This window comes from Pelagibius litoralis (assembly GCF_011683915.1).
GTDB classification, from domain to species: domain Bacteria; phylum Pseudomonadota; class Alphaproteobacteria; order Kiloniellales; family Kiloniellaceae; genus Pelagibius; species Pelagibius litoralis.
The window spans coordinates 1-18,563 of record NZ_JAAQPH010000012.1; the positions used below are offsets into that span (position 1 = coordinate 1).

22 protein-coding genes are annotated in these 18,563 nt (G+C 62.3%); 10 read left to right on the forward strand and 12 right to left on the reverse strand.

What is annotated here, in order from left to right; translation table 11 throughout:
* Positions 1 to 545: 545 nt before the first annotated feature.
* Positions 546 to 1,589 carry a hypothetical protein gene (locus HBA54_RS15655; RefSeq protein ID WP_167226265.1) on the reverse strand — a complete coding sequence of 348 codons (1,044 nt, stop codon included), beginning with the start codon at positions 1,587 to 1,589 and terminating at the stop codon, positions 546 to 548.
* 227 nt (positions 1,590 to 1,816) lie between these two features.
* On the opposite strand from HBA54_RS15655, the gene HBA54_RS15660 reads away from it, so the two are divergent.
* The gene (locus tag HBA54_RS15660; protein WP_167226267.1) at positions 1,817 to 2,263 is read left to right on the forward strand and encodes a GNAT family N-acetyltransferase; all 447 of its coding nucleotides are present in this window, start codon (positions 1,817 to 1,819) and stop codon (positions 2,261 to 2,263) included.
* Positions 2,264 to 3,010: 747 nt separating this feature from the next.
* Here the strand turns inward: HBA54_RS15660 and HBA54_RS15665 are convergent.
* Positions 3,011 to 3,739, reverse strand: a complete 729-nt coding sequence (locus tag HBA54_RS15665) for a hypothetical protein (protein WP_167226269.1) — start codon at positions 3,737 to 3,739, stop codon at positions 3,011 to 3,013.
* A 163-nt stretch (positions 3,740 to 3,902) separates the two neighbouring features.
* Between HBA54_RS15665 and HBA54_RS15670 the strand changes: the two genes are divergently transcribed.
* Both HBA54_RS15670 and HBA54_RS15675 read left to right on the forward strand, forming a co-directional pair.
* Complete coding sequence (locus HBA54_RS15670; RefSeq protein WP_167226271.1) at positions 3,903 to 4,136, forward strand: helix-turn-helix transcriptional regulator; 234 nt, start codon at positions 3,903 to 3,905, stop codon at positions 4,134 to 4,136.
* A gap of 37 nt (positions 4,137 to 4,173) precedes the next feature.
* Positions 4,174 to 4,611 (forward strand): YqaA family protein, encoded by a 438-nt coding sequence (locus HBA54_RS15675; protein ID WP_167226273.1) that lies wholly within the window; start codon positions 4,174 to 4,176, stop codon positions 4,609 to 4,611.
* A 257-nt stretch (positions 4,612 to 4,868) separates the two neighbouring features.
* On the opposite strand, the gene HBA54_RS15680 is transcribed toward HBA54_RS15675, so the two are convergent.
* The gene (locus HBA54_RS15680; RefSeq protein WP_205944694.1) at positions 4,869 to 5,468 is read right to left on the reverse strand and encodes a MarR family winged helix-turn-helix transcriptional regulator; all 600 of its coding nucleotides are present in this window, start codon (positions 5,466 to 5,468) and stop codon (positions 4,869 to 4,871) included.
* A gap of 63 nt (positions 5,469 to 5,531) precedes the next feature.
* Here HBA54_RS15680 and HBA54_RS15685 point away from each other — a divergent pair, with 63 nt between their 5' ends.
* Positions 5,532 to 6,146, forward strand: a complete 615-nt coding sequence (locus tag HBA54_RS15685) for a DUF3237 domain-containing protein (RefSeq protein ID WP_205944695.1) — start codon at positions 5,532 to 5,534, stop codon at positions 6,144 to 6,146.
* 165 nt (positions 6,147 to 6,311) lie between these two features.
* On the opposite strand, the gene HBA54_RS15690 is transcribed toward HBA54_RS15685, so the two are convergent.
* Positions 6,312 to 6,878: a hypothetical protein gene (locus tag HBA54_RS15690; protein ID WP_205944696.1), complete on the reverse strand. Its 567-nt coding sequence runs from the start codon at positions 6,876 to 6,878 to the stop codon at positions 6,312 to 6,314.
* Positions 6,865 to 7,002: a hypothetical protein gene (locus HBA54_RS15695; protein ID WP_167226277.1), complete on the reverse strand. Its 138-nt coding sequence runs from the start codon at positions 7,000 to 7,002 to the stop codon at positions 6,865 to 6,867. Before HBA54_RS15695 ends, HBA54_RS15690 begins: the two co-directional genes overlap by 14 nt.
* Positions 7,003 to 7,290: 288 nt before the next feature.
* Here HBA54_RS15695 and HBA54_RS15700 point away from each other — a divergent pair, with 288 nt between their 5' ends.
* On the forward strand, positions 7,291 to 7,932 hold the full coding sequence (locus HBA54_RS15700) for an SRPBCC family protein (RefSeq protein ID WP_167226279.1): 642 nt from the start codon (positions 7,291 to 7,293) through the stop codon (positions 7,930 to 7,932).
* Positions 7,932 to 8,258, forward strand: coding sequence for an ArsR/SmtB family transcription factor (locus HBA54_RS15705; protein WP_167226281.1), 327 nt, complete (start codon positions 7,932 to 7,934; stop codon positions 8,256 to 8,258). Before HBA54_RS15700 ends, HBA54_RS15705 begins: the two co-directional genes overlap by 1 nt.
* A 416-nt stretch (positions 8,259 to 8,674) precedes the next feature.
* Here the strand turns inward: HBA54_RS15705 and HBA54_RS15710 are convergent, their stop codons facing one another.
* The 6 genes from HBA54_RS15710 to HBA54_RS15735 form a co-directional block, all read right to left on the reverse strand.
* On the reverse strand, positions 8,675 to 9,331 hold the full coding sequence (locus HBA54_RS15710) for a class I SAM-dependent methyltransferase (protein ID WP_167226283.1): 657 nt from the start codon (positions 9,329 to 9,331) through the stop codon (positions 8,675 to 8,677).
* A 185-nt stretch (positions 9,332 to 9,516) separates the two neighbouring features.
* Positions 9,517 to 10,374, reverse strand: a complete 858-nt coding sequence (gene rsgA / locus HBA54_RS15715; protein WP_205944697.1) for a ribosome small subunit-dependent GTPase A — start codon at positions 10,372 to 10,374, stop codon at positions 9,517 to 9,519.
* A 965-nt stretch (positions 10,375 to 11,339) separates the two neighbouring features.
* Entirely contained in the window at positions 11,340 to 12,020 is a 681-nt protein-coding gene (locus tag HBA54_RS15720) for a dimethylsulfonioproprionate lyase family protein (protein ID WP_167226285.1), read from the reverse strand.
* A 258-nt stretch (positions 12,021 to 12,278) separates the two neighbouring features.
* The gene (locus HBA54_RS15725) at positions 12,279 to 13,460 is read right to left on the reverse strand and encodes a methyltransferase family protein (RefSeq protein WP_167226287.1); all 1,182 of its coding nucleotides are present in this window, start codon (positions 13,458 to 13,460) and stop codon (positions 12,279 to 12,281) included.
* A gap of 303 nt (positions 13,461 to 13,763) precedes the next feature.
* Positions 13,764 to 14,516, reverse strand: a complete 753-nt coding sequence (locus tag HBA54_RS15730) for an SDR family NAD(P)-dependent oxidoreductase (protein WP_167226289.1) — start codon at positions 14,514 to 14,516, stop codon at positions 13,764 to 13,766.
* Positions 14,517 to 14,625: 109 nt separating this feature from the next.
* Positions 14,626 to 15,024: a RidA family protein gene (locus HBA54_RS15735; protein WP_167226291.1), complete on the reverse strand. Its 399-nt coding sequence runs from the start codon at positions 15,022 to 15,024 to the stop codon at positions 14,626 to 14,628.
* Between the two features lie 184 nt (positions 15,025 to 15,208).
* On the opposite strand from HBA54_RS15735, the gene HBA54_RS15740 reads away from it, so the two are divergent.
* The gene (locus HBA54_RS15740; RefSeq protein WP_167226293.1) at positions 15,209 to 15,805 is read left to right on the forward strand and encodes a TetR/AcrR family transcriptional regulator; all 597 of its coding nucleotides are present in this window, start codon (positions 15,209 to 15,211) and stop codon (positions 15,803 to 15,805) included.
* Positions 15,806 to 16,028: 223 nt separating this feature from the next.
* Positions 16,029 to 16,439, forward strand: coding sequence for a DUF1801 domain-containing protein (locus HBA54_RS15745; RefSeq protein WP_167226295.1), 411 nt, complete (start codon positions 16,029 to 16,031; stop codon positions 16,437 to 16,439).
* 60 nt (positions 16,440 to 16,499) lie between these two features.
* Here the strand turns inward: HBA54_RS15745 and HBA54_RS15750 are convergent, their stop codons facing one another.
* On the reverse strand, positions 16,500 to 17,168 hold the full coding sequence (locus HBA54_RS15750; RefSeq protein ID WP_167226297.1) for a biosynthetic peptidoglycan transglycosylase: 669 nt from the start codon (positions 17,166 to 17,168) through the stop codon (positions 16,500 to 16,502).
* Positions 17,169 to 17,399: 231 nt separating this feature from the next.
* Here HBA54_RS15750 and HBA54_RS15755 point away from each other — a divergent pair, with 231 nt between their 5' ends.
* Both HBA54_RS15755 and HBA54_RS15760 read left to right on the forward strand, forming a co-directional pair.
* Entirely contained in the window at positions 17,400 to 17,996 is a 597-nt protein-coding gene (locus tag HBA54_RS15755; RefSeq protein ID WP_167226299.1) for a biotin transporter BioY, read from the forward strand.
* A 55-nt stretch (positions 17,997 to 18,051) separates the two neighbouring features.
* Positions 18,052 to 18,405, forward strand: coding sequence for a nuclear transport factor 2 family protein (locus HBA54_RS15760; protein ID WP_167226301.1), 354 nt, complete (start codon positions 18,052 to 18,054; stop codon positions 18,403 to 18,405).
* Positions 18,406 to 18,563 lie beyond the last annotated feature (158 nt).

An 18,563-nucleotide genomic window follows, 5' to 3' on the forward strand; every position in this document is an offset into this window, starting at 1 on the left:
CCTCGTCCGCGCCAATCTCATGCACCGAAAGCGCATCGACCGCCTGATCCAGTCCGATCCAGAGCCTCCGATCAACCCCGATCAGATGGTCCTCCAGTGGGCCTAGTCTTAACCGGACACCAGTGGGCTTGTCCCGAGTATCCATGGATCGGCTTCTTCCGAGTCTTGGCCGGGAAGGTTACGGCCGCGGCGCGATGGACCCTCGGAACAAGTCCGAGGGTGACGGGGGAGGAAACATTGCTGGTATGACGCGGCGCGAGGGGACCTTGCTCTCACAGCCCCGCGACACTGGACAGCAGGCTGCTGAGCGGGCCGACCAGCAGCGGCGCCAGCCTGTAACCCTGCGGTTACGGCGCGGCGCTCTTCCCGCTCTCGAATTCACCCAGTGGTCATACTCGGGCTTGTCCCGAGTATCCATGGATCGGCTTCTTCCGAGTCTTGGCCAGGAAGGTTACGGCCGCGGCGCGATGGACCCTCGGAACAAGTCCGAGGGTGACGGGGGAGGAAACATTGCTGGTATGACGCGGCGCGAGGGGCGCCCGCTCTCACAGCCCCGCGACGCTGGACAGCAGGCTGCTGAGCGGGCCGACCAGCAGCGGCGCCAGCAGGCTGAGCACCGTGGCGAACTGGCGGCGGATCGACTGGAAGACATGCTCGTGGAGCCAGTTGCGCAGGTCCGCCCCATCGCTTGAGCCCTCCGTTCCCTGCGCCGCCCCATAGGCCGCGCCCAGCAGGCGCAGGGCCGGCGTGGCGAAGGTCGCCATCAGGGTGATGGAGAACAGCGCGCCCCAGAAAGTGCTGAGCCCGCCGGCGTACTTCGAGACCGCACTCGCCAGCGCCAGCTCCCGGCTGTCGACCAGCAGGCCCGTGGGCAGATGGGCGAAGAGGGTGATGGTGATGGTGCTGGAGACCAGCACCGCGGAGAGCAGATAGACGCTGCGCTGCAGCGCCTTGATGCGCCGGTCCAGCGCCGCGCGCCAGGCAGCCTCGTCATTCCCGTCATGTGGCGGCAGGTCCCGCGCGTTGCCATAGGCAAAGGCGGCGGCAAAGGCGGTGGCGCCGATGCCGGAGAAGGTGGGCACCCAGGCCAGCCAGGTCAGATGGCTGATGTCGCCCTCCCGAAAGCACTGGCCCGGCGCGACCAGGGCGGTTGGCAGGTCTGCCGCCGCGATCAGCTGGCAGATCGCCTTGTAGCCGAGCTGCACCAGCACCACGCGGTTGGCCTCTGCCTTGAAGTAGAGGACGAGGACGGCCAGCAGTGCGAAGACGGCGGCCAGGAAGATCAGCGCGGCGCGGCGCTGGCGCCCCGGCAGGCGCAGCGTCCACAGCACGAAGGTGATTACCACCGCAAGGCAGAGCAGGCTATGGAAGGCAGCCAGCGCGTGGTAGCTCATCATGTCGCCGAGGTGGATGAAGTCGCGCAGCGGCCGGGCGACAAACCCATCCGCATCGACCGCCAGGAAGCTGAGCTGCTCGGCCGTATCCAGCAAAGGCGCCAGCAGCAGCGCGGCCAGCACCAGCGGCGCCAGCGGCACCAAGGGCAGCCAGGCATCGCGCAGCGGAAAGACGGGTGAGGCGGATGACGGCATGAATTCCCCCGGCGGCGTTGAGGCAGGCGGTCGCGGCGTGGGCCGGAGGTGTCCGGCTCTCCCCTAAGCGCGTTGACCCTCTAAGCGCGTTGACTAGGGGCCACGCTAGCACAGGGCGGCGGCGAAGGGGGAGGCCGAAGGAGGTACGCCGCGCAGTATGCTAGGCTCTTTCAGAGTTTCACGGCACCGGCCCGCTCCCCCTCCCGGCCTCTTTGAAAAGGATCGACATGACCGAGGTAACCGTTAAGCGCCTGTCTGCCGGCGAAACCGAAACCGCCGGCGCGCTGTTTTCCATGATGGCGGCGGTCTTTGAGGAAGAGAGCGAGGATCTGAGCCCGGGCTATGTCGAGCGGCTGCTGGGCCGCGACGACTTCTGGGCCATGGCCGCCTTCATGGGGGGCGAATTGGTGGGCGGCCTGACCGCGCATACCCTGCCCCTGACGCGGCTTGAGGTATCGGAGGTCTTCATATTCGATCTCGCGGTCCGCCCGGTGGCGCAGCGCAAGGGGGTGGGGCGGCACCTTGTCGAGGCGCTGCGCCATGCGGCGGGCGCGGCGGGCATCCAAGTGGTCTTCGTTCCCGCCGACAACGAAGACCTCCATGCCCTCGATTTCTACCGGGCCCTGGGCGGCGAGGCGGCGCCGGTAACGATCTTCACCTTCACGGGCCGATAGCGGGCGGCGGTGCGCCGCCTGGGTCCCCCTCACCCTCCCGCTGACGCGGGCCCCTCCCTCTCCCACGAAGGGGGAGAGGGAATGACAGCCGCCCTCTTTCGTTTCCCCTTCTCCCTTCAATCAAACGGGCCCAGGCGGGAGAGGGATCTGCGGTGGCCCCGCCATTACCTCCTCTCCAGAAAGGTGAGGCATTCACGACAGCCTCAATACTTCCCCCTCTCCCCTTGTGGGAGAGGGCCGGGGTGAGGGGGCTTTTTGTTTCCCTCTCTTCGCCTCTTGGGAGAAGGATTTGTCAGCCTGCCATTCCCCCTCACCCTCCCGCTGACGCGGGCCCCTCCCTCTCCCACGGAGGGGAGAGGGAATTACAGCCGCCCTCTTTCGTTTCCCCTTCTCCCTTCAATCAAACGGGCCCAGGCGGGAGAGGGATCTGCGGTGGCCCGGCCATTACCTCCTCTCCAGAAAGGTGAGGCATTCACGACAGCCTCAATACTTCCCCCTCTCCCCTTGTGGGAGAGGGCCGGGGTGAGGGGGCTTTTTGTTTTCCTCTCTTCCCCTCTTGGGAGAAGGACTTGTCAACCTGCCATTCCCCCTCACCCTCCCACTACGTGGGAAGCTGGTTCCCCCTCACCCTCCCACTACGTGGGCCCCTCCCTCTCCCACGAAGGGGGAGAGGGAATGACAGGCGCCCTCTTTGGTTCCCCCTCTCCCCTTGTGGGAGAGGGCCGGGGTGAGGGGGCTTTTTGTTTCCTACCCTGTCGGCCCGCCTTGCCCCGCCGCCAGACCCCTCAGGTCATCCAGGGCGGCCTCCAGCCACTCGCGGTCCTCGTACATGTAGATGCGCCCGGTGCCGCGCCGCGCGGCGACGACGGCGAGGTCGAGCTTGGCGTACAGCCCGGCGACCGTGCGCGCCGGGACGGCGACGGCCTCGCGCACCGCCTCGCCATAGCGGTAGAAGAGGTCGCGGTCGTGAAGCCATGCGTCCCGGTCGCCGGGGCCGAGCGGTTCGCGCCAGGGTGCCGGCAGCATGTGGGAGGTGTCGTAGCCCCTGCGGGCATCGCGGATATCGTGCAGGCGCTGGCGCAGGCGCCGGGCGCGGGCGTAGACCCTGCGCCGCTCCAGGGCCACCGCGATGCGGCGGAACAGCTCGGCGTCGGGGTTGGGCAGCCCCGCATCGGCGGGGCGCGCGGCCAGGGCGGCGAGGGCCGGCAGGGCCAGCCCCAGGGCCGGCAGGGCGGCGGCGGCGGCCAGCAGGGAGCGGCGGGAGACGGCTTCCGCCGCCCCGGCGTCATGCGCGGACTCGATCCGCGTATCCAGCGGGCGGCCCCCCTCAGCCGTCACCCTCGGGCTTGACCCGAGGGCCCATCCCGCAGCCGTCCGGCGCTTGCCGCCGGCGCCGCCGTCCTCCGGGGCGCTTACTGCGTCTGCGGGATCGTTTTCAGGGAGGAAAGAATCTATGTTACAAGCCGAAGTAGCCATGGCCTGACTCCTCTAAAGTCGGGTTGTGGTCAGGCGCGGGTCGGTGTTACGAGCACCTTTCCGCGCCGCTAACGCGCATCAATAGTTAGATTAATCGTCTAACTTTTAAATTGATATCAGGACGGTGTTAGCCCGTCAATTGCTTTGTGATGACAAGAGCCCGATGAGCCTGACGCCCGAACAATGCCGCGCCGCCCGCGCCCTGCTGAACTGGTCGCAACCCGACCTCGCCAAAGCGTCAGGGATCGGTAGGGCGACCATCGCCAACCTGGAACGCGGCGCTCACACACCGCACCCCAGCAACCAAGCCGCCCTCCGCGATGCCCTGGAAGAGGCAGGCATAGAATTCCTCCCCGAAACCAAATCCAAAGGCGTCGGGGTACGGCTGCGGAAATAGGCGAGGGCAGTGGTTCTTTTTGCTTTCCTCTTGCTGCATGGCTGACCTCGCGGCCTATGGGGGCCTGTTCCTGGCCGCGCTTGCCGCCGCGACCCTGCTGCCGACCCAGTCGGAGGCCGCCCTGGTCGGACTGCTGCTTACCGACAGCTATCCGGTCATCCTTCTGGTCACCGTGGCCAGCCTGGGGAACGTGATGGGGTCTCTGATCAATTGGATGCTTGGACGCGGTATCGAACGGTTTCGCGGGCGCTCCTGGTTTCCCGCCAGTCCCGCGATGCTCGATCGCGCTTCCAGATGGTATCACCGCTACGGCCGCTGGTCGCTGTTGGCAAGCTGGGTGCCGGTCATCGGCGATCCCCTGACCGTCGTTGCCGGCGTTCTTCGCGAACCGCTGTGGAGCTTTCTGCTTCTGGTCGCCGTTGCGAAAACCGGCCGTTACCTGGTCCTCACCGGCATCACCCTGAATTGGATGTAGGCGGCCTGTGAGGCTGTTCCAGTTGAACCCGTTGGGAGAGATGTCACGAGCCGAACGGCCGCTATGCGGACAAAATGGCTTTCGCTGCGCCTCGCACGAATGTCCGTTTCAGCCGGGTATACTGGTGGAACGGTTGCCTTGGAAAGCGGCGGAGGTTTGACAAACCTGCTGTCGTTCCGTCCCATCAATTTTTGGGGCAACGCGATCACTCTGTCCCGCGTGGCCATTCGCTTCGAGCGAGATCGCGAGTCGCGTGTTCACGTCTCCGCCCGCTCGTCGGCTGGGATCGGGCAGTTGCTGCAGACGCGATGATCGCATAGGCGGCAGAGCGTGCGGCGCTCCATATCTGTCGTCTCCATCGAAGACAGCATCTTGTGAAGGAGCGCCGAAAGGGTCTCCTGCTCGGCGACGGTCAACGGCGTCAGTAGCGGCCGGATGGCGGCAAGGCGCCCCTTCAGGAGTTCCTCACGAAGGGTTCTGCCCCGCCTGCTGAGGTAGAGCGCGATCGCCCGTTTATCTCGTCCTTCGCGACGCTCGACGAGGCCATCGGCGACAAGCCGATCAACGAGGCGCACTGTGCCGGGGTGAGAAAGGCCAAGAATGCGTCGCAATTGATCGTTGGACGGGCCGGCGCCGTATCCAATGACAACCAGTGCCGCGGGGGTCTCACCGGCGTGGTTGAGGATGTCGCGTGCCGTGTCCTTGATGCGATCGGCGACAGCAAGCCCGACGACACCGAGCAGATTGGCGGTACGGTCACTCATCCTTCGAAGAGTATGTGCGGCGCGCACGAATTTCAACTTGACAATATGTGCGTAGCGCACATGATTGGCGCTATGGCTGAACGGCGACTTCATGGCGCCGCCACAGATCGGCGGGCGCCTGCGCGAAACGCGTGTGGTCCGCGCGGAGGGTAAGAAATGCCAGACACGACTCGTAGAAGTATGTTTGTCGGCGCGGGACTTTATGCGGCAACGGCGCTTGTCGGGCGTGGCAATGCCCATACCCTGGAACCGGGCGCCGGCGGCCTGACACTCAGCGCCGCCGGCTGGGACGCGAACAGCCCTCCCGAATTGGCGTTCTTGTTTGAGGCGCGTGTCCAGCTTCACCTTCCGCCGATGGACGTGGGGCCGGCACCCGAAGGAAATCGCCTTATCTTTCTCGTAAAGGGCGGCACGTTCGAAGGGCCCCACCTGCGCGGACGTGTCGTGCCGGACGCAGGGGCGGACTGGGTGCGCATCCGGCCAGATGGGACGGGCGTCCTCGATGTACGTTTCTCCCTGGAGACACACGACAACGCGTTGCTTTATGTCCACTGGCAAGGGCGGTTCTGGTCGGCGCCGGAAGATGCCGAGTATGCGACCGATCTCGAAAAACCGGACGACCCAGCAGGCGCATGGCGCTATTACTTCCGCGCGGCACCGCAATTCGAGACCGGGGACCCCCGCTATGCATGGCTCAATAACATCATCGCCGTGACCAAATCCCGAACAGGCGATGGCGGTCCCATCCATCGCGTTTTTGCTGTGAAGTGATGCACTGACGGCGCGTTTCAGGCGCCCTGCGCACCTGACTGGCTGAACCGCCGATCAGCGGGCGTGCGCCGGGCTGCCCCGCCTTGCGGCGATACCTCGTCCGGCGAGGCCGGGATGACGGGGGCACGAACCGGAACTCCGACCGAAAGGCCGGGCCGAGGACCGTTACACGGTCAAGGTCACCACCCACCTATGCTTGCCGATCTTCCGTGATCGCTCGAAGCCGAGACGCTCGAAGGTCGAGAGCGCTCCGTTGAACAGGAATGCCGGCGAAGCCTTTCGGCCCTCGATGTCTTCCGGGTATCCCTCGATGCGCCCGCCGCCCAGTTTCCTGATCTGTCCGATCGCACCCTCAAGCGCGGCGGACGCCATTCCGGTGCCGCGATGACCCTTGCCGGAAAAGAAGCAGGTAATCCGCCAGTCGGGGAGCATCGGATCGGTCGCCAGATAGGCACGCTGATTATGAATTCGCGGAAGCTCGTCCGGCGATCCGAACTGGCACCAGCCGACGCAGTCCTTACCATGAAAGACCAGCGAGGCATGCGCCCGTCCTTCCCGAACGCGGCATTCCTTCGCCTTGCGTTTCCCCGCCGGGGAGTCGTCCGAGCCTTCGTCCTTACCGTGATACCACATGCACCAGCAGCCGCCCCAGACACCGTTGTTCGCCTCGACCAGACGCGCGAAGTCCGGCCAAGTGTCCGCATCGAGTGCTTTGGTTTCATATTTTGTCACGGGTTTTCTCGACATCAATCGCCATTATGTGCGCTGCGCACATACCGTCAAGCTGAAAATCGTGCGCGCCGTACATAGTGATGGCCTTGTCGAGCGTCACGACGGACGCGACAGGCGCCGGCATGGAATTCCTCCCCCAAACCAAAACCAAAGGCGTCGGGGGCTGGCTGCGGAAATAGGGAAGGGTGAACCCGGCACCCGCCCGCCGGGCTTGTCCGCAATCGACCCAAGGCAGCCGTTCGATACAGGAGACGTGAACGGCCGATAAGCGCCAGGAACTGCCGTTCCTAAAGCTGTACACACGGACATCCAAGCCCCAGCCATTCCTGATCGTGGAAATCCACGACGGCACCCGTTGACAGGATACTAAGTTGTCGTTTATATAAGTGTGAGCTTATATTGTGGTGTGAACATGAACTTCGATATCGAACGCCATCTCGGCGCCGTAGAGCGCTCCGTGTCGTCGCTGGAGCGCGAAGGGAAGCCCGTTCGCTCCGTCACGCTTGCGCGAAGTTATGACACGACGGTCGATGATTTGTGGGACGCTGTCACGAACGCCGAGCGCCTACCGCGCTGGTTTCTGCCGATCAACGGCGAGCTCGAACTCGGTGGCCGCTACCAGTTGGAGGGCAATGCCGGCGGCGTGATCACGGCGTGCGAACCTCCGTCGTATCTGGCCATCACATGGGAGTTCGGCGGAGACGTAAGCTGGGTTGAGATTCGTCTGGCTGACGAAGGAAGTGAACGCGCACGCTTGACGCTGAATCACATTCAGCATGTGAGTGAACATTGGGATACATATGGGCCGGGTGCGGTTGGTGTCGGTTGGGAGTTAGGCCTCTTCGGGCTTGCGCTTCATCTTGCTCAGCCCGATGCGGCCAAGCTCGACGAAGCGGTCTTCTCCGCATCTCCCCAAGGCAAGGCGTTCACCGTCGGCAGCAGTGACGCTTGGGGCCGAGCATCCATCGCCTCGGGGACCGATACTTCAACTGCGCGTGCCGCCGCCAGGCGGACAACAGCTTTCTATACAGGGGAAACGCAAGAGGGCGTCTAATGCACGCATTCGATGTCCTTGGCGATCCCGTTCGAAGGCGCATCCTGGAGCTCTTGGCGCAAGGAGAGCATTCCTCTGGCGCCGCCGTCGAGGTCATTCACCGTGAGTTCGGCATCAGTCAGGCGGCGGTCTCTCAGCATCTCAAGGTGCTACGTGACAATGGCTTTGCCACGGTCCGCGTTGATGGCGCGCGGCGCATTTATGCTGTGGAAACGAAACCGCTGAAGGACATCGATGCCTGGCTGGACCGATTTCGCCAACTCTGGGAGCCGAAACTCGACGCATTGGCGACTGAGATCGCGAGAGGTAAGCGCAAGCGGAAGTAGCCCTCGCAAGACCAATTCTTGTCGGCATTGGACGAGCTTCCGCAACTGGTCATCGGCGGCCGTCTGTGCCTGATCGACAATGTCCCCTTTGGGCTGCATGGTTTTGCCCCGTTTCAATGGACGGTTCCAAAAGATCCGGCTGACTGCTCTTCGAAGTCTGCCGGGCTTGTCTGATCGCGACCCGAAGCGGTCATTCATGATAGGGGGCACGAGTGTCTGCTTTGCAGGAGCGGCATGACCACTCTAGAGCGTTTTCGACTTACGTCGAATCGGTACCGGCCCGCTCCCCCTCCCGGCCACCCAATGAGATTATCCTGGTGGGTGGCCGGGAGGGGGAGCGGGCCGGTGCCGTCAAACTCTGAAAGAGTCTAGGACCGCCTGCCTCTCGCCGGGGCGGGGGCCGGTGCGGCCAACCGTCAGTTGGTTCTCGTTATGAGCTGACCGACGAAAAACTCGTAGCCATACCAGTCACCGAAACGCCGTCGCATTTCGATCTCGCGCTTGGTTGTCGCGATAATCTGGAGCGCCTCATCGTCGCCGGCGTATTTTTCAAGCAACGTCGGCAGCTTTGCCTCCAGCGGCCCATAATAGTGCTCCCACCAGGCGGCGTGGGGCAGGGTGAAATGTCCCAGCGGTTCGTAACCGCATCGCCGGACGGTCTCCAGGTTCGCCTCGATGTCCGCCATGGGCGGGTATTCGCCGCCAAAGAACTCAGCCGCTTCGGCGGGCCGATCCGGCCGAAGCCACACCAATTCGGACACAGCGATGCAACCGCCGGGTTTGAGGAACCGCCGCCAGTCGGCCAACGCCGTCTCAAAACCCATGACGTAGGCCGCTCCTTCGGCCCAGATGAGGTCAAAACTCTCAGGGCCGAAAGGCAGCGCGCTCATATCCGCCGCCAGAGTCTCGATACGTTCGGCGACACCCGCTGCCTTGGCGCGCCCGTGCAGCTCATCGAGATATTCCTGGTTGGCGTCCACGGCCGTGATAAAGCAGTCGCAAGCCTTCGCCAGGGCGACGGTTTGCATGCCCGGACCGCAACCGACGTCCAGAACAGCCGGTCGCGCAGGCATTCCACGGCACAAGGAGAGCGCTTTAAGCGTACTCTCGTCGCAACCCGGCCCTTGCCTGGGCAAGCCGCGCTGCACATCCAGGAATATCTCGAAAAGGCGTGGGTCTTCATCCATGTAAGTTGTAATAGGTCAGAACACACTGCGCGGCAAACCAGATTGTCAGCCGTCGACCGGCGCTGACTTGCTCATTCCCCATCTTGCTGCCGCTTGTCTCTCATGACGCCCTTGACCATCTTGCCGAAAGCACGGTCGCGGGCACGGCGTTCGGCGAGATTTTCGGTGTTGCGGGCTTCTTCGGCGGCGAGTTTTCGCCAGCGCTTGAGGCGCTCCGCATCAAGCGTGCCAGCATCGACCGCCGCCAATACGGCACAACCGGGCTCAGCCTCATGGCGACAGTCGGCAAACCGGCACATCCTCGCCAAGACGACGACGTCGGCAAAAACCTCCTCAAGGCCCGTTTTTACATCGGTCAACTGCAACTCGCGCATACCCGGCGTGTCCAAGAGCCAGCCGCCCGCGGGCAGACGATGGAGCACGCGTGCGGACGTCGTATGCCGCCCCTTGTCGTCATCCTCTCGAATGCTTTGTGTTGCAATCCGATTGGCGCCGCTCAGTGTGTTGATTAGCGTCGATTTGCCGACGCCCGAGGAGCCGACCAGCGCAACCGTCTCGCCGCGCGCGCACCAGTCGGCGAGGCAAGCAACGCTGTCCGGATCGCGGGCGTCCAAAACCTCCACCAAGAGGCCCGGCAAGAGCTTGGCCGCAGCTCGGGCGAAATCTTCCGGCAGGTCCGTCAGATCGGCCTTGGTGAGCACGATGACCGGCGTGACCTCGGCCTCGCGCGCCAACGCCAGATAGCGCTCCAACCGCGCGGTGTTGAAGTCCTGATTGCAGGACGAGACGATGAACAGCGTGTCGACATTGGCGGCAATGAGCTGCAGCTTGCGACCGGTTCCCGCGGCCCGGCGCTTGAACAGGCTCTTGCGTTGCAGGAGGCGCCGCGGCCGAAATGTCTCGCGGTCGAGCAATAGCCAGTCACCCACCGTGGGAACGGCCTCTTCATCGCGTGCCGTCCCAACGAAAGGCGGTATCAGCCTGTCAACGCCGGGCCCCGCCACGCTTAGACCGCCGCGGTAAACCGCCATCACCCGTACGGGGACGGTAGCTACCAGGTCGTCAGGCTCAAGTTGGGAGTCGAAAAAAGAATTCCAGCCAAAATCGGCCAGATCGGAAATTTGGGATGTCATTGGTCTCTCACCGGCTTCGGCGCCGTGCCGGCGGCACGAACGCACAACAGAACAAGCGATGTTACGCCGAAGCGCTCTGCACGTGGCAGAAGGCATTCAGCGTTCGGCTGGGTTTAGACCATACGGTTAAAGCCGTCAGTGAGGACCAAATATTCATCCTCCCTGCTACGCAGTATTACGCGGCTATCCGGTCTCTACCAGCCGAGTGGGACACAACGACAATCACAAAAAGCCCTTTCTTCAATCTGTTGCTGCGATGACTGAAATCATCAACGCCGTCATCGAATATATGGGTCGCTCGCTGATCCGATTCCAGTGTTTACAACGGACGCCCTGAAAAAAGAGGCTGAAGCAGCAGCACAGAAGATGAGAAGCGAATGACCGCTTCCCGAATGTAAACGGCTTTTTTGAGCCGTTGCTGTGAATGACGGTTCCTGGCCGTTCGGAGACGCAGGACATTGGCATGGAATTCCTCCCCGAAACCAAAGGCGTCGGGGTGGTGTTGCCGAAGCGAGGGGAGAGGCAAAACCGGCGGAAGAGGTGCCGTCGTGCTTGCCTGATCGCGACCCAACACACTTACTCAGACCGGACAATTTGAACGAGCGGGAAGCGGACAAAGCTGTTACCTGTCCGATCCATCCGAAAGGCGGCTTCGGGACAGCCTGCACAGGCGTTTGTTCGGTAAGGATAGGCCCCCGCGCGCCGTCAAGCGACAGCAGAACAGCGCCTGCCTGCGAACTTTTGGAAAGCTGGGCTTGGGTCTAGGGACGATTGACCAGTGGGGGGCGGACGACAACGCCATCGCTCCACGGTCCATTCGCGAAATGGTAGCTCGGGGCGGATGGATCGGCCTTCCAGGTGAACACCGCGAGCATCGGGTCCGCCCCGGTGCGAATGTCGTGGCGCTGATCGGGCGCGGTGTGGATCAAGTCTCCCGGCCTGGCGCGCAGGGTGTTTGTCGGCCGGTCGAGCCGCCATGTCGCTTCGCCGCTCAACAGATAGTAAACCTCGCTGGATGCATGGGCATGCTCGGTGTAGGTCGTGTTCGGTCCGAGGAGAAACAATCCTAGCGAGATGTCCGCACTCCGCACGAAACCGTTTGGTCCGACCAGTTCGCCGGATGCGAAATCCCCAAGGAAGGGCCGGGACCAGTCGCTCTCGGCATAGTAGGTCTCCCAAGGGGTTACGCCGATACACAGACGTAGGGCATCCACGATCGGGCATGGCCCCAACGCGTAACCCCCGGCAATGGCGCCTTGGAGGTGCCGAAGCCCGGGAACGATGGCCGGCGGCGGCATGGTCTGCTCGTCAGTCGACCAATCCACCGCGCGGAGCAGCGTGACGAACTCGTCCAGTTCCTGCCGCGGCGCGTATCCCCGCTCGGCCTTGGCAACATACATTTGCGCCACAGCCTCCACGAAGGCTCGGATGATATGCTTCATCAGCGGACTTCCCTACTGTCGCCGCCACGCTATCAGGACTGATCGCGGCAGCTTTGTAAATCTGGCATCCAATGCGACATCTTTCAACAGATCCCCGGATTGCCACAGCGGCCATTCATGCATCGCGCAGCATTGTTCACCCTGGGCTCAAGGCGGTCGCACACAGCCGTTGGCGTGAGTGGCGGCTTTCAGATCACGAAGCAATCCTCGGGTTGGAGAAGCTAGTTACGCAGCCATAGCCGGAGCGGGCCACGCAAGTCAGAAGATTGGCTGTGGTACGTCCCCGTAGTACGTTGTATCGGTCATCGTCAGATTGGTCAGCACCCCTGTCGGCAGGTTCAAATCCACGATCAAGACAGGGGTCATCTTGGCGCTCATGTCCATGATCTCGGCTAAAGGAACGAACCGTTTTCCGGGCTTGTCAATCTTCGAGAGAACGATCTTCACATCATCGGATTCAGTGCCCCACAGGAAGCCTTTCAAGGATAATCTGTTTGTGAAGTTGCTGATGATCTCCGCCTCATGATGTTCATTGATGGACACGAACTTTCCCAGCATACCGTAGTTCTTTGGCAGTATATGGGCCGTGAAACTCACGTTTCCCTGCGTGTCCAAGGCGCTTCGGACCGCATCGTCGGCAATGGCCTTAGTGACCGCGTCGCGCAGATACGCTTCGTCATGCGGGAAAACCGATATCGCCAGTATCTTTTGATCGGGCAGTGCCGCGACGGAGATATTCGCAATCGAAAGATTCCTTAGGCCTATCGCGCCTGCTGAGGCAACGATGACAATCGATAGAACGGCTATCAACTGGGCCAGTTTCCGACTTGGCACCCATCCGAACAGCAAACCGAACAACCTGCCCCCGGGATTGCCGGGAATAAACATGGCCGTTCTTTGCATATACGCCGAATAGTCGGGATACTGCGCCTGCATCCGGCGCTCCTCGAATTTCGCCAGATAAAAATAGAACACGCTCATAATCAGAAACAGGAGCAACATCATCATTCGGGGCCAGATGAAGAGCAGCCCAAACGCGGACAGCATGAAAAACAGGTATTGCGGGTGCCTTATGTACGCATAGATAAAGCCGCTCACCATGCCTTTGCGCGTCAGTTTTGCCCAATACACCGGCGCGGCGGATACAAAGAACCCGGCCAGCCCAATGTAGAACAGGTACTCCCCATGCCGTATGAATTCGATAAACGAACTGTTTGTCGCGTATACGGATTGGGGGAGAAAGAATGCGGCAACCCATGCCGTCAGTTCACTCTGGCGGGCCCCTGCCAGGAAGGGGTCATAAAACGAATACAACAAGATGCCGAAGGGGGAGGCCATAAGGATGCCCTCCAGCATGATCAGCCAGTAAAGAAAAATCACTGTTCCTGAAGCCAGTTTTTTCCGAACTGAATTCATTGTTGACCTGATTTGCAGCGGCAACTTGGTTCTTGCGACGCAGCAGGGCTTATCGGTGTGAGGCTCTCTTGAGGGTTTGGCTTATGCTGTCGCTATCTGGACCCGCCAGACACCACAGGATCCCATGTTCCTGAAGTCTCGGCGTTGATTCACGTCAACCTGGCGTGTAGCAAGCAGCAACGGGCAGGGCATCGCGCTTGGCGTCAGGCTGCCGGAGTAGGCGCGGGGATGAACCCGGCGCCCGCCCGCAATCGACCCGGGGCGGTCACGCAAGAGGACTGAGGCGACGGCCGGTTGGCGCCCCTTGGCTGACACGCGTCCGCAGCCCTACTGCGCGGTATATCCCCCATCCACCGGATAAAAGCCGCCGGTCGAGAAGCTGCTTTCGTCGGAGAGAAGGAACGCGATGAGGTTCGCCACCTCTTGGCGCGTCGCCATGCGGCCCATCGGATGGGCGGTTCGCATGGCCGCCAGCACTTCATCGGGTGCCTCGCGTATCTTCGGTGTCTCTACGTAGCCCGGCCCGACCGCGTTGATGCGAATGCCTTGTGCCGCGAATTCCAACGCGGCGGAGCGGGTCAGACCGAGGACGCCGTGTTTCGCGGCGGTGTAGGGGCCGATCCCGGCGACGCCAACGACGCCGTTGGCTGACGACAGGTTGACGATTGCGCCGGCCCCGCTCTTCAGCATCTCCGGAATCTCGTACTTCAGGCAGTGAAAGGTACCACTGAGGCAGGTCGCGATGACCGCGTTCCAGTCTTTGATGGTGGAGTCCGGAATCGTGGTGCCGCCCGGGCCGACGATGCCCGCATTGTTGACCGCCATATGCAGCGCGCCGAACCGCGAGACCGTTTCCTCGACCAGCCTTGAGACCTGAGCCGGATCGGAAACATCGCAGACGAAACCAAGACTGCGCACCCCGGAAGAGTCGAGCGCATCAGCCTTGTCACGGGTCTTTTGCGGATCGCGGGCCGCGATGACGACCGACGCGCCGCGGGCGTAGAGGGTCTCCGCGACGGTTTCTCCGATGCCCTCGGTTCCGCCGGTGACAATCGAGACCTTGCCGTTGAACGCCTGCATTTGCGCCTCCTTGATTACCGAACCCCCGTCACCCTATCAGACGGGCGTGTCAGAACATGTCAGGAGACTTTTCGCCGGGCGCAGTGGCGGTGTCCGGTGAGGCCGTCGATCAGGTGGGCTGAGGAATGCGCGCGATGACCTTGATCTCAAAATCGAAGCCCGCCAGCCAGTTCACACCCACGGCGGTCCAGTTCGGGTAGGGCTTCTCACCGATCGCCTTCAGTCGAACAGCGGAAACCGCCTCAATCTGCGTGGCCGGGTCGGTGTGGAAGGTGGTCACGTCCACAACGTCATCGAAGGTGCAGCCGGCCGCCTTCAACACCGCCGTGAGATTGTCGAAGGCAAGCTGGACCTGCTTTTCGAAGTCCGGCTCCGGCGACCCGTCCTCGCGGCTGCCGACCTGACCCGAGACGAACAGAAGATCGCCCGAGCGGATCGCCGCCGAATAGCGGTTGGTTTCATAGAGCGCCTGCCGGCCGGCAGGGAAGATTGCATCGCGTTTGGTCATTAGTTTTGCTCCTATCCAAACAAGGCAAAGGCAGGCCCCGACCCCGACAATCGCGACGTAAGGTCCGCTGTGCTTTATGGTCCGGGGCGATCGTTGACATACGCCCCGTATGCCGGTATTTATGAACATACGGAGCGTATGTCAATAAGCATACGATGCGTATGTGTAATTTTTGGAAGGGCCAATGGTCGCGAAACGACGTGCGGAAATGGTGGAGGAAACCCGGGCCAAGCTCATTCAGGCTGCGCGGAAGGCCTTTGCCGCCAAGGGCTATGCGGCGGCGTCGATGGACGATCTGACCGCCGATGCCGGTCTGACGCGCGGCGCGCTCTACCACAATTTCGGCGACAAGAAGGGTTTGCTGCAGGCCGTGATCGACCAGATCGACGCGGAAATGCTGGTGCGGCTGCGCAGAGAGCAGGAACGGGCGGAGACCCCATGGCGCGGACTGCTCGCGGAGTACGCCGCTTATATCGAGATGGCCTTGGAGCCGGAGATTCAGCGCATCATGCTGCTGGACGGGCCGGCCGTGCTCGGTGATCCATCGCAATGGCCCAACCAGAATGCGTGCCTTCTAAGGGCGACGCAGGAGATCCAGGCGCTCATCGACGCGGGAACGGTCAAGCCGGTGGATGCGGAAGCCGCTGCCCGGCTCCTGAATGGCGCGGCGCTCAACGCCTCTCTCTGGATTGCTGCCGCCGACGACCCTCACGCCGTTTTTCCAAAGGCTGTCGAGGCTTTCCAGGATCTTGCCGCCGGTTTGCTGCGCGCTGAGGGCTGACGTCGGAAACAGGGGCGGGACAAACCGCCGTTTGATGAAGGGCGGCCTGCCGGCCTAGAGCAGATCCCGGTCGGATGGAATCGCCGAAGGCGATCCATCGACCGGGTGAATCTGCTCTAACTGTTTGATGGCGATCGGATTCACATGCTTTGGCGCAACCACGAAGTGGTTCCGTCAAAACATGATCCGATCTAGACTGGACGGCATCATTTGTTGTGCGGATATGAAAAAAGCCAAACCACCTTTCGCGGATCCTGATGTCGAGGCCAGGTTCGCGTCCTTCCCGGAACCGGCGCGGGCGGGTCTGTTGAAGCTGCGCGGTCTGATCTTCGAAACGGCCGGGGCGACGCCCGGTGTCGGCGCGCTGCAGGAAACGTTGAAGTGGGGCCAGCCCGCTTACCTGACGCCGGAAACCAAATCAGGCTCGACGATCCGGCTGGGCGTTCCCAGGCAGGGCGGCTTCGCCCTCTACACCCATTGCCAGACCACGATCCTTTCAGACTTTCGCAGCCTGTTTGCCGACGACTTTGTCTATGAAGGCAATCGCGCCGTTTACTTCAAGGACAGCAAAGCCCTGCCGGCCGGAAAGCTGAGGCTGCTTATCCGCAGCGCCCTGACCTATCACATGAAGTGAGGGGCCCTCTCAAGCGGCGGCCATAACCCCGAGTCCGCTCTGGCATCGGCGGCTGCCGGATTACGGTGCCGACCCGCAGGCGTCATAAGTGACGTCCAGAACGTCCGCCGGCTGGCATCGGCCCGCCAGCAACGCATCGATCCTGATGACACGCTCGTTGAAAGCGGCGGGCCTGTCCGGGCGTATGTCGTTCGGCCCGAGCAGCATGGCGACGAGACCGATGAATTCATCGCGGTTCAGCTGTTCGAAGGGTTTGCCGAAATGGGCCTGGGCCGCCGCGGCAAAGCCGCGAACCTGTCCGGTTTCGGACTTACCCAGATAGGCATGGTTTATGAACAGAACAAGCTGTTGGTCCTTGCTCAAGTGGCGATCGACGACGAACCTCGCGATCAGGCTTTGCTCGATCTTGGCAAAGCCCGGCCGAAAGGGTTCGAAGTACAGGAACTTCACCAGCGCCTGGGTAATGGTGGTCATACCCTGACCGGGCGATGCAAGGTCGATGCCCTTGTGATCATAGAAGCCGGGGTCTTCGACCTTCAACAGGATGTCCTTCTGCGCGGGCGAGAGAGCAGCAAGCGCAAGCGGTCTGGGCTTCGCCAGCCATGCCGACAGGATGGCCTCGGTTCGGGTCTCGGCTTTCCAGACGGCATAAGCCTCCCAGACCACCAGGCCCGAAAGCGCCAGTAGGGCTGTGGCCAGGGCATATTTGAGGGTTCGGCGAAACGACATGGCAATGGCTCACACAACGTCTGATGACTCTTTGTGTCTAGGCCGGCAATTCGACCGGAATAAGGCGTGTTCGAATTGACCGCTCATGTCTGTGACCGGCAGTGCGGCCGGAGGGGCGTCTGCGCGGAGCCTGCGGTCGATCCTTCGCCTGTTGTCTTGCCGGCGTTTCTGTGGACTCTTTAGCGGCAGATTCCGAAATCGCCTGTAGTTTTCCGCTGCGAGGATCATGCCATGACAACTGCGCCCGCCACATCCGCCGTCACGCCCGTGTTCAGCCCGCTCGATCTGCAAAGCCGTTCCCTTGGCTGGCAGTTCGGGGCCGTGGTCCTCGGAACGCTTTTTCTCGCAGTCTCCTCCTATATCGAAGTGCCGATGGTTCCGGTGCCCGTCACCATGCAGACCTTCGCCGTTGCCCTGGTCGGCGCGCTCTACGGCTGGCGGCTCGGCTTCATCACCATCACCGCCTGGCTGGTTCAGGGCGCGCTCGGCATGCCGGTTCTCGCGGGCGGCGCTGCCGGCGCGCATCATTTCATTGGCCCGACCGCCGGCTATCTCTTCGCCTTTCCCGTCGCCGGCGCGCTCATGGGCTGGCTGGCCGAACGGGGCTGGAACGGCAGGCGCGTGGTCCTGGCCTTCTTCGGCATGCTGCTGAGCAATGCCGTCTGCCTGCTGCTTGGGGCGGCATGGCTGGCGGTCATCATCGGGGCCGAACAGGCGATCCTTGCCGGCGTGATGCCGTTTCTTGTCGGCGCACTTCTGAAATCCGCCCTCGCCGCGGCCACGCTGAAGCTGCTGTCGCGCGGCAGGATGCGCCCGGCTGCGCAATGACAGGCCTTGGCCGATCGGCATTGCCCGGCAAATAAATGGTTCCGAAAGGAACGGCATGCGTCCGAGAGAAGTCGTAAAAGCCTGGGTGGACGCCTTCAACAGCGGCGATCCCGATGCGGTCGCCGGGTTTTACGATGACGACGCCGTGAATCATCAAGTGACCCGCGAGCCGGTCGAGGGCCGCACGGCCATACGGGACATGTTCGCACAGGAGTTTGCCCAGGCTGAGATGGTCTGCATCGTCGAGGCGATTTTCGAGGACGGGGACTGGGCGATCCTGGAATGGAAAGATCCGCTCGGCCTGAGGGGCTGTGGCTTCTTCCACATCGACAACGACAAGATCGTCTTCCAACGCGGTTACTGGGACAAGCTTTCCTTCCTGAGGCAACATGGCCTGCCCATAGAGTGATCTTTGCCCCGCGCGGGCGTCATAGACGGCAATTCTCCGCCTTCATGGTCAAGCGGGGCGCTTACTCTTGGTCAATCCGAAAGCCAATAGTTTTCACTCTCAGTCTAGACACGATTTGAGTCAGAGTTAGCTCAAGCGTCCCAGGAGAAGTAGGTCTG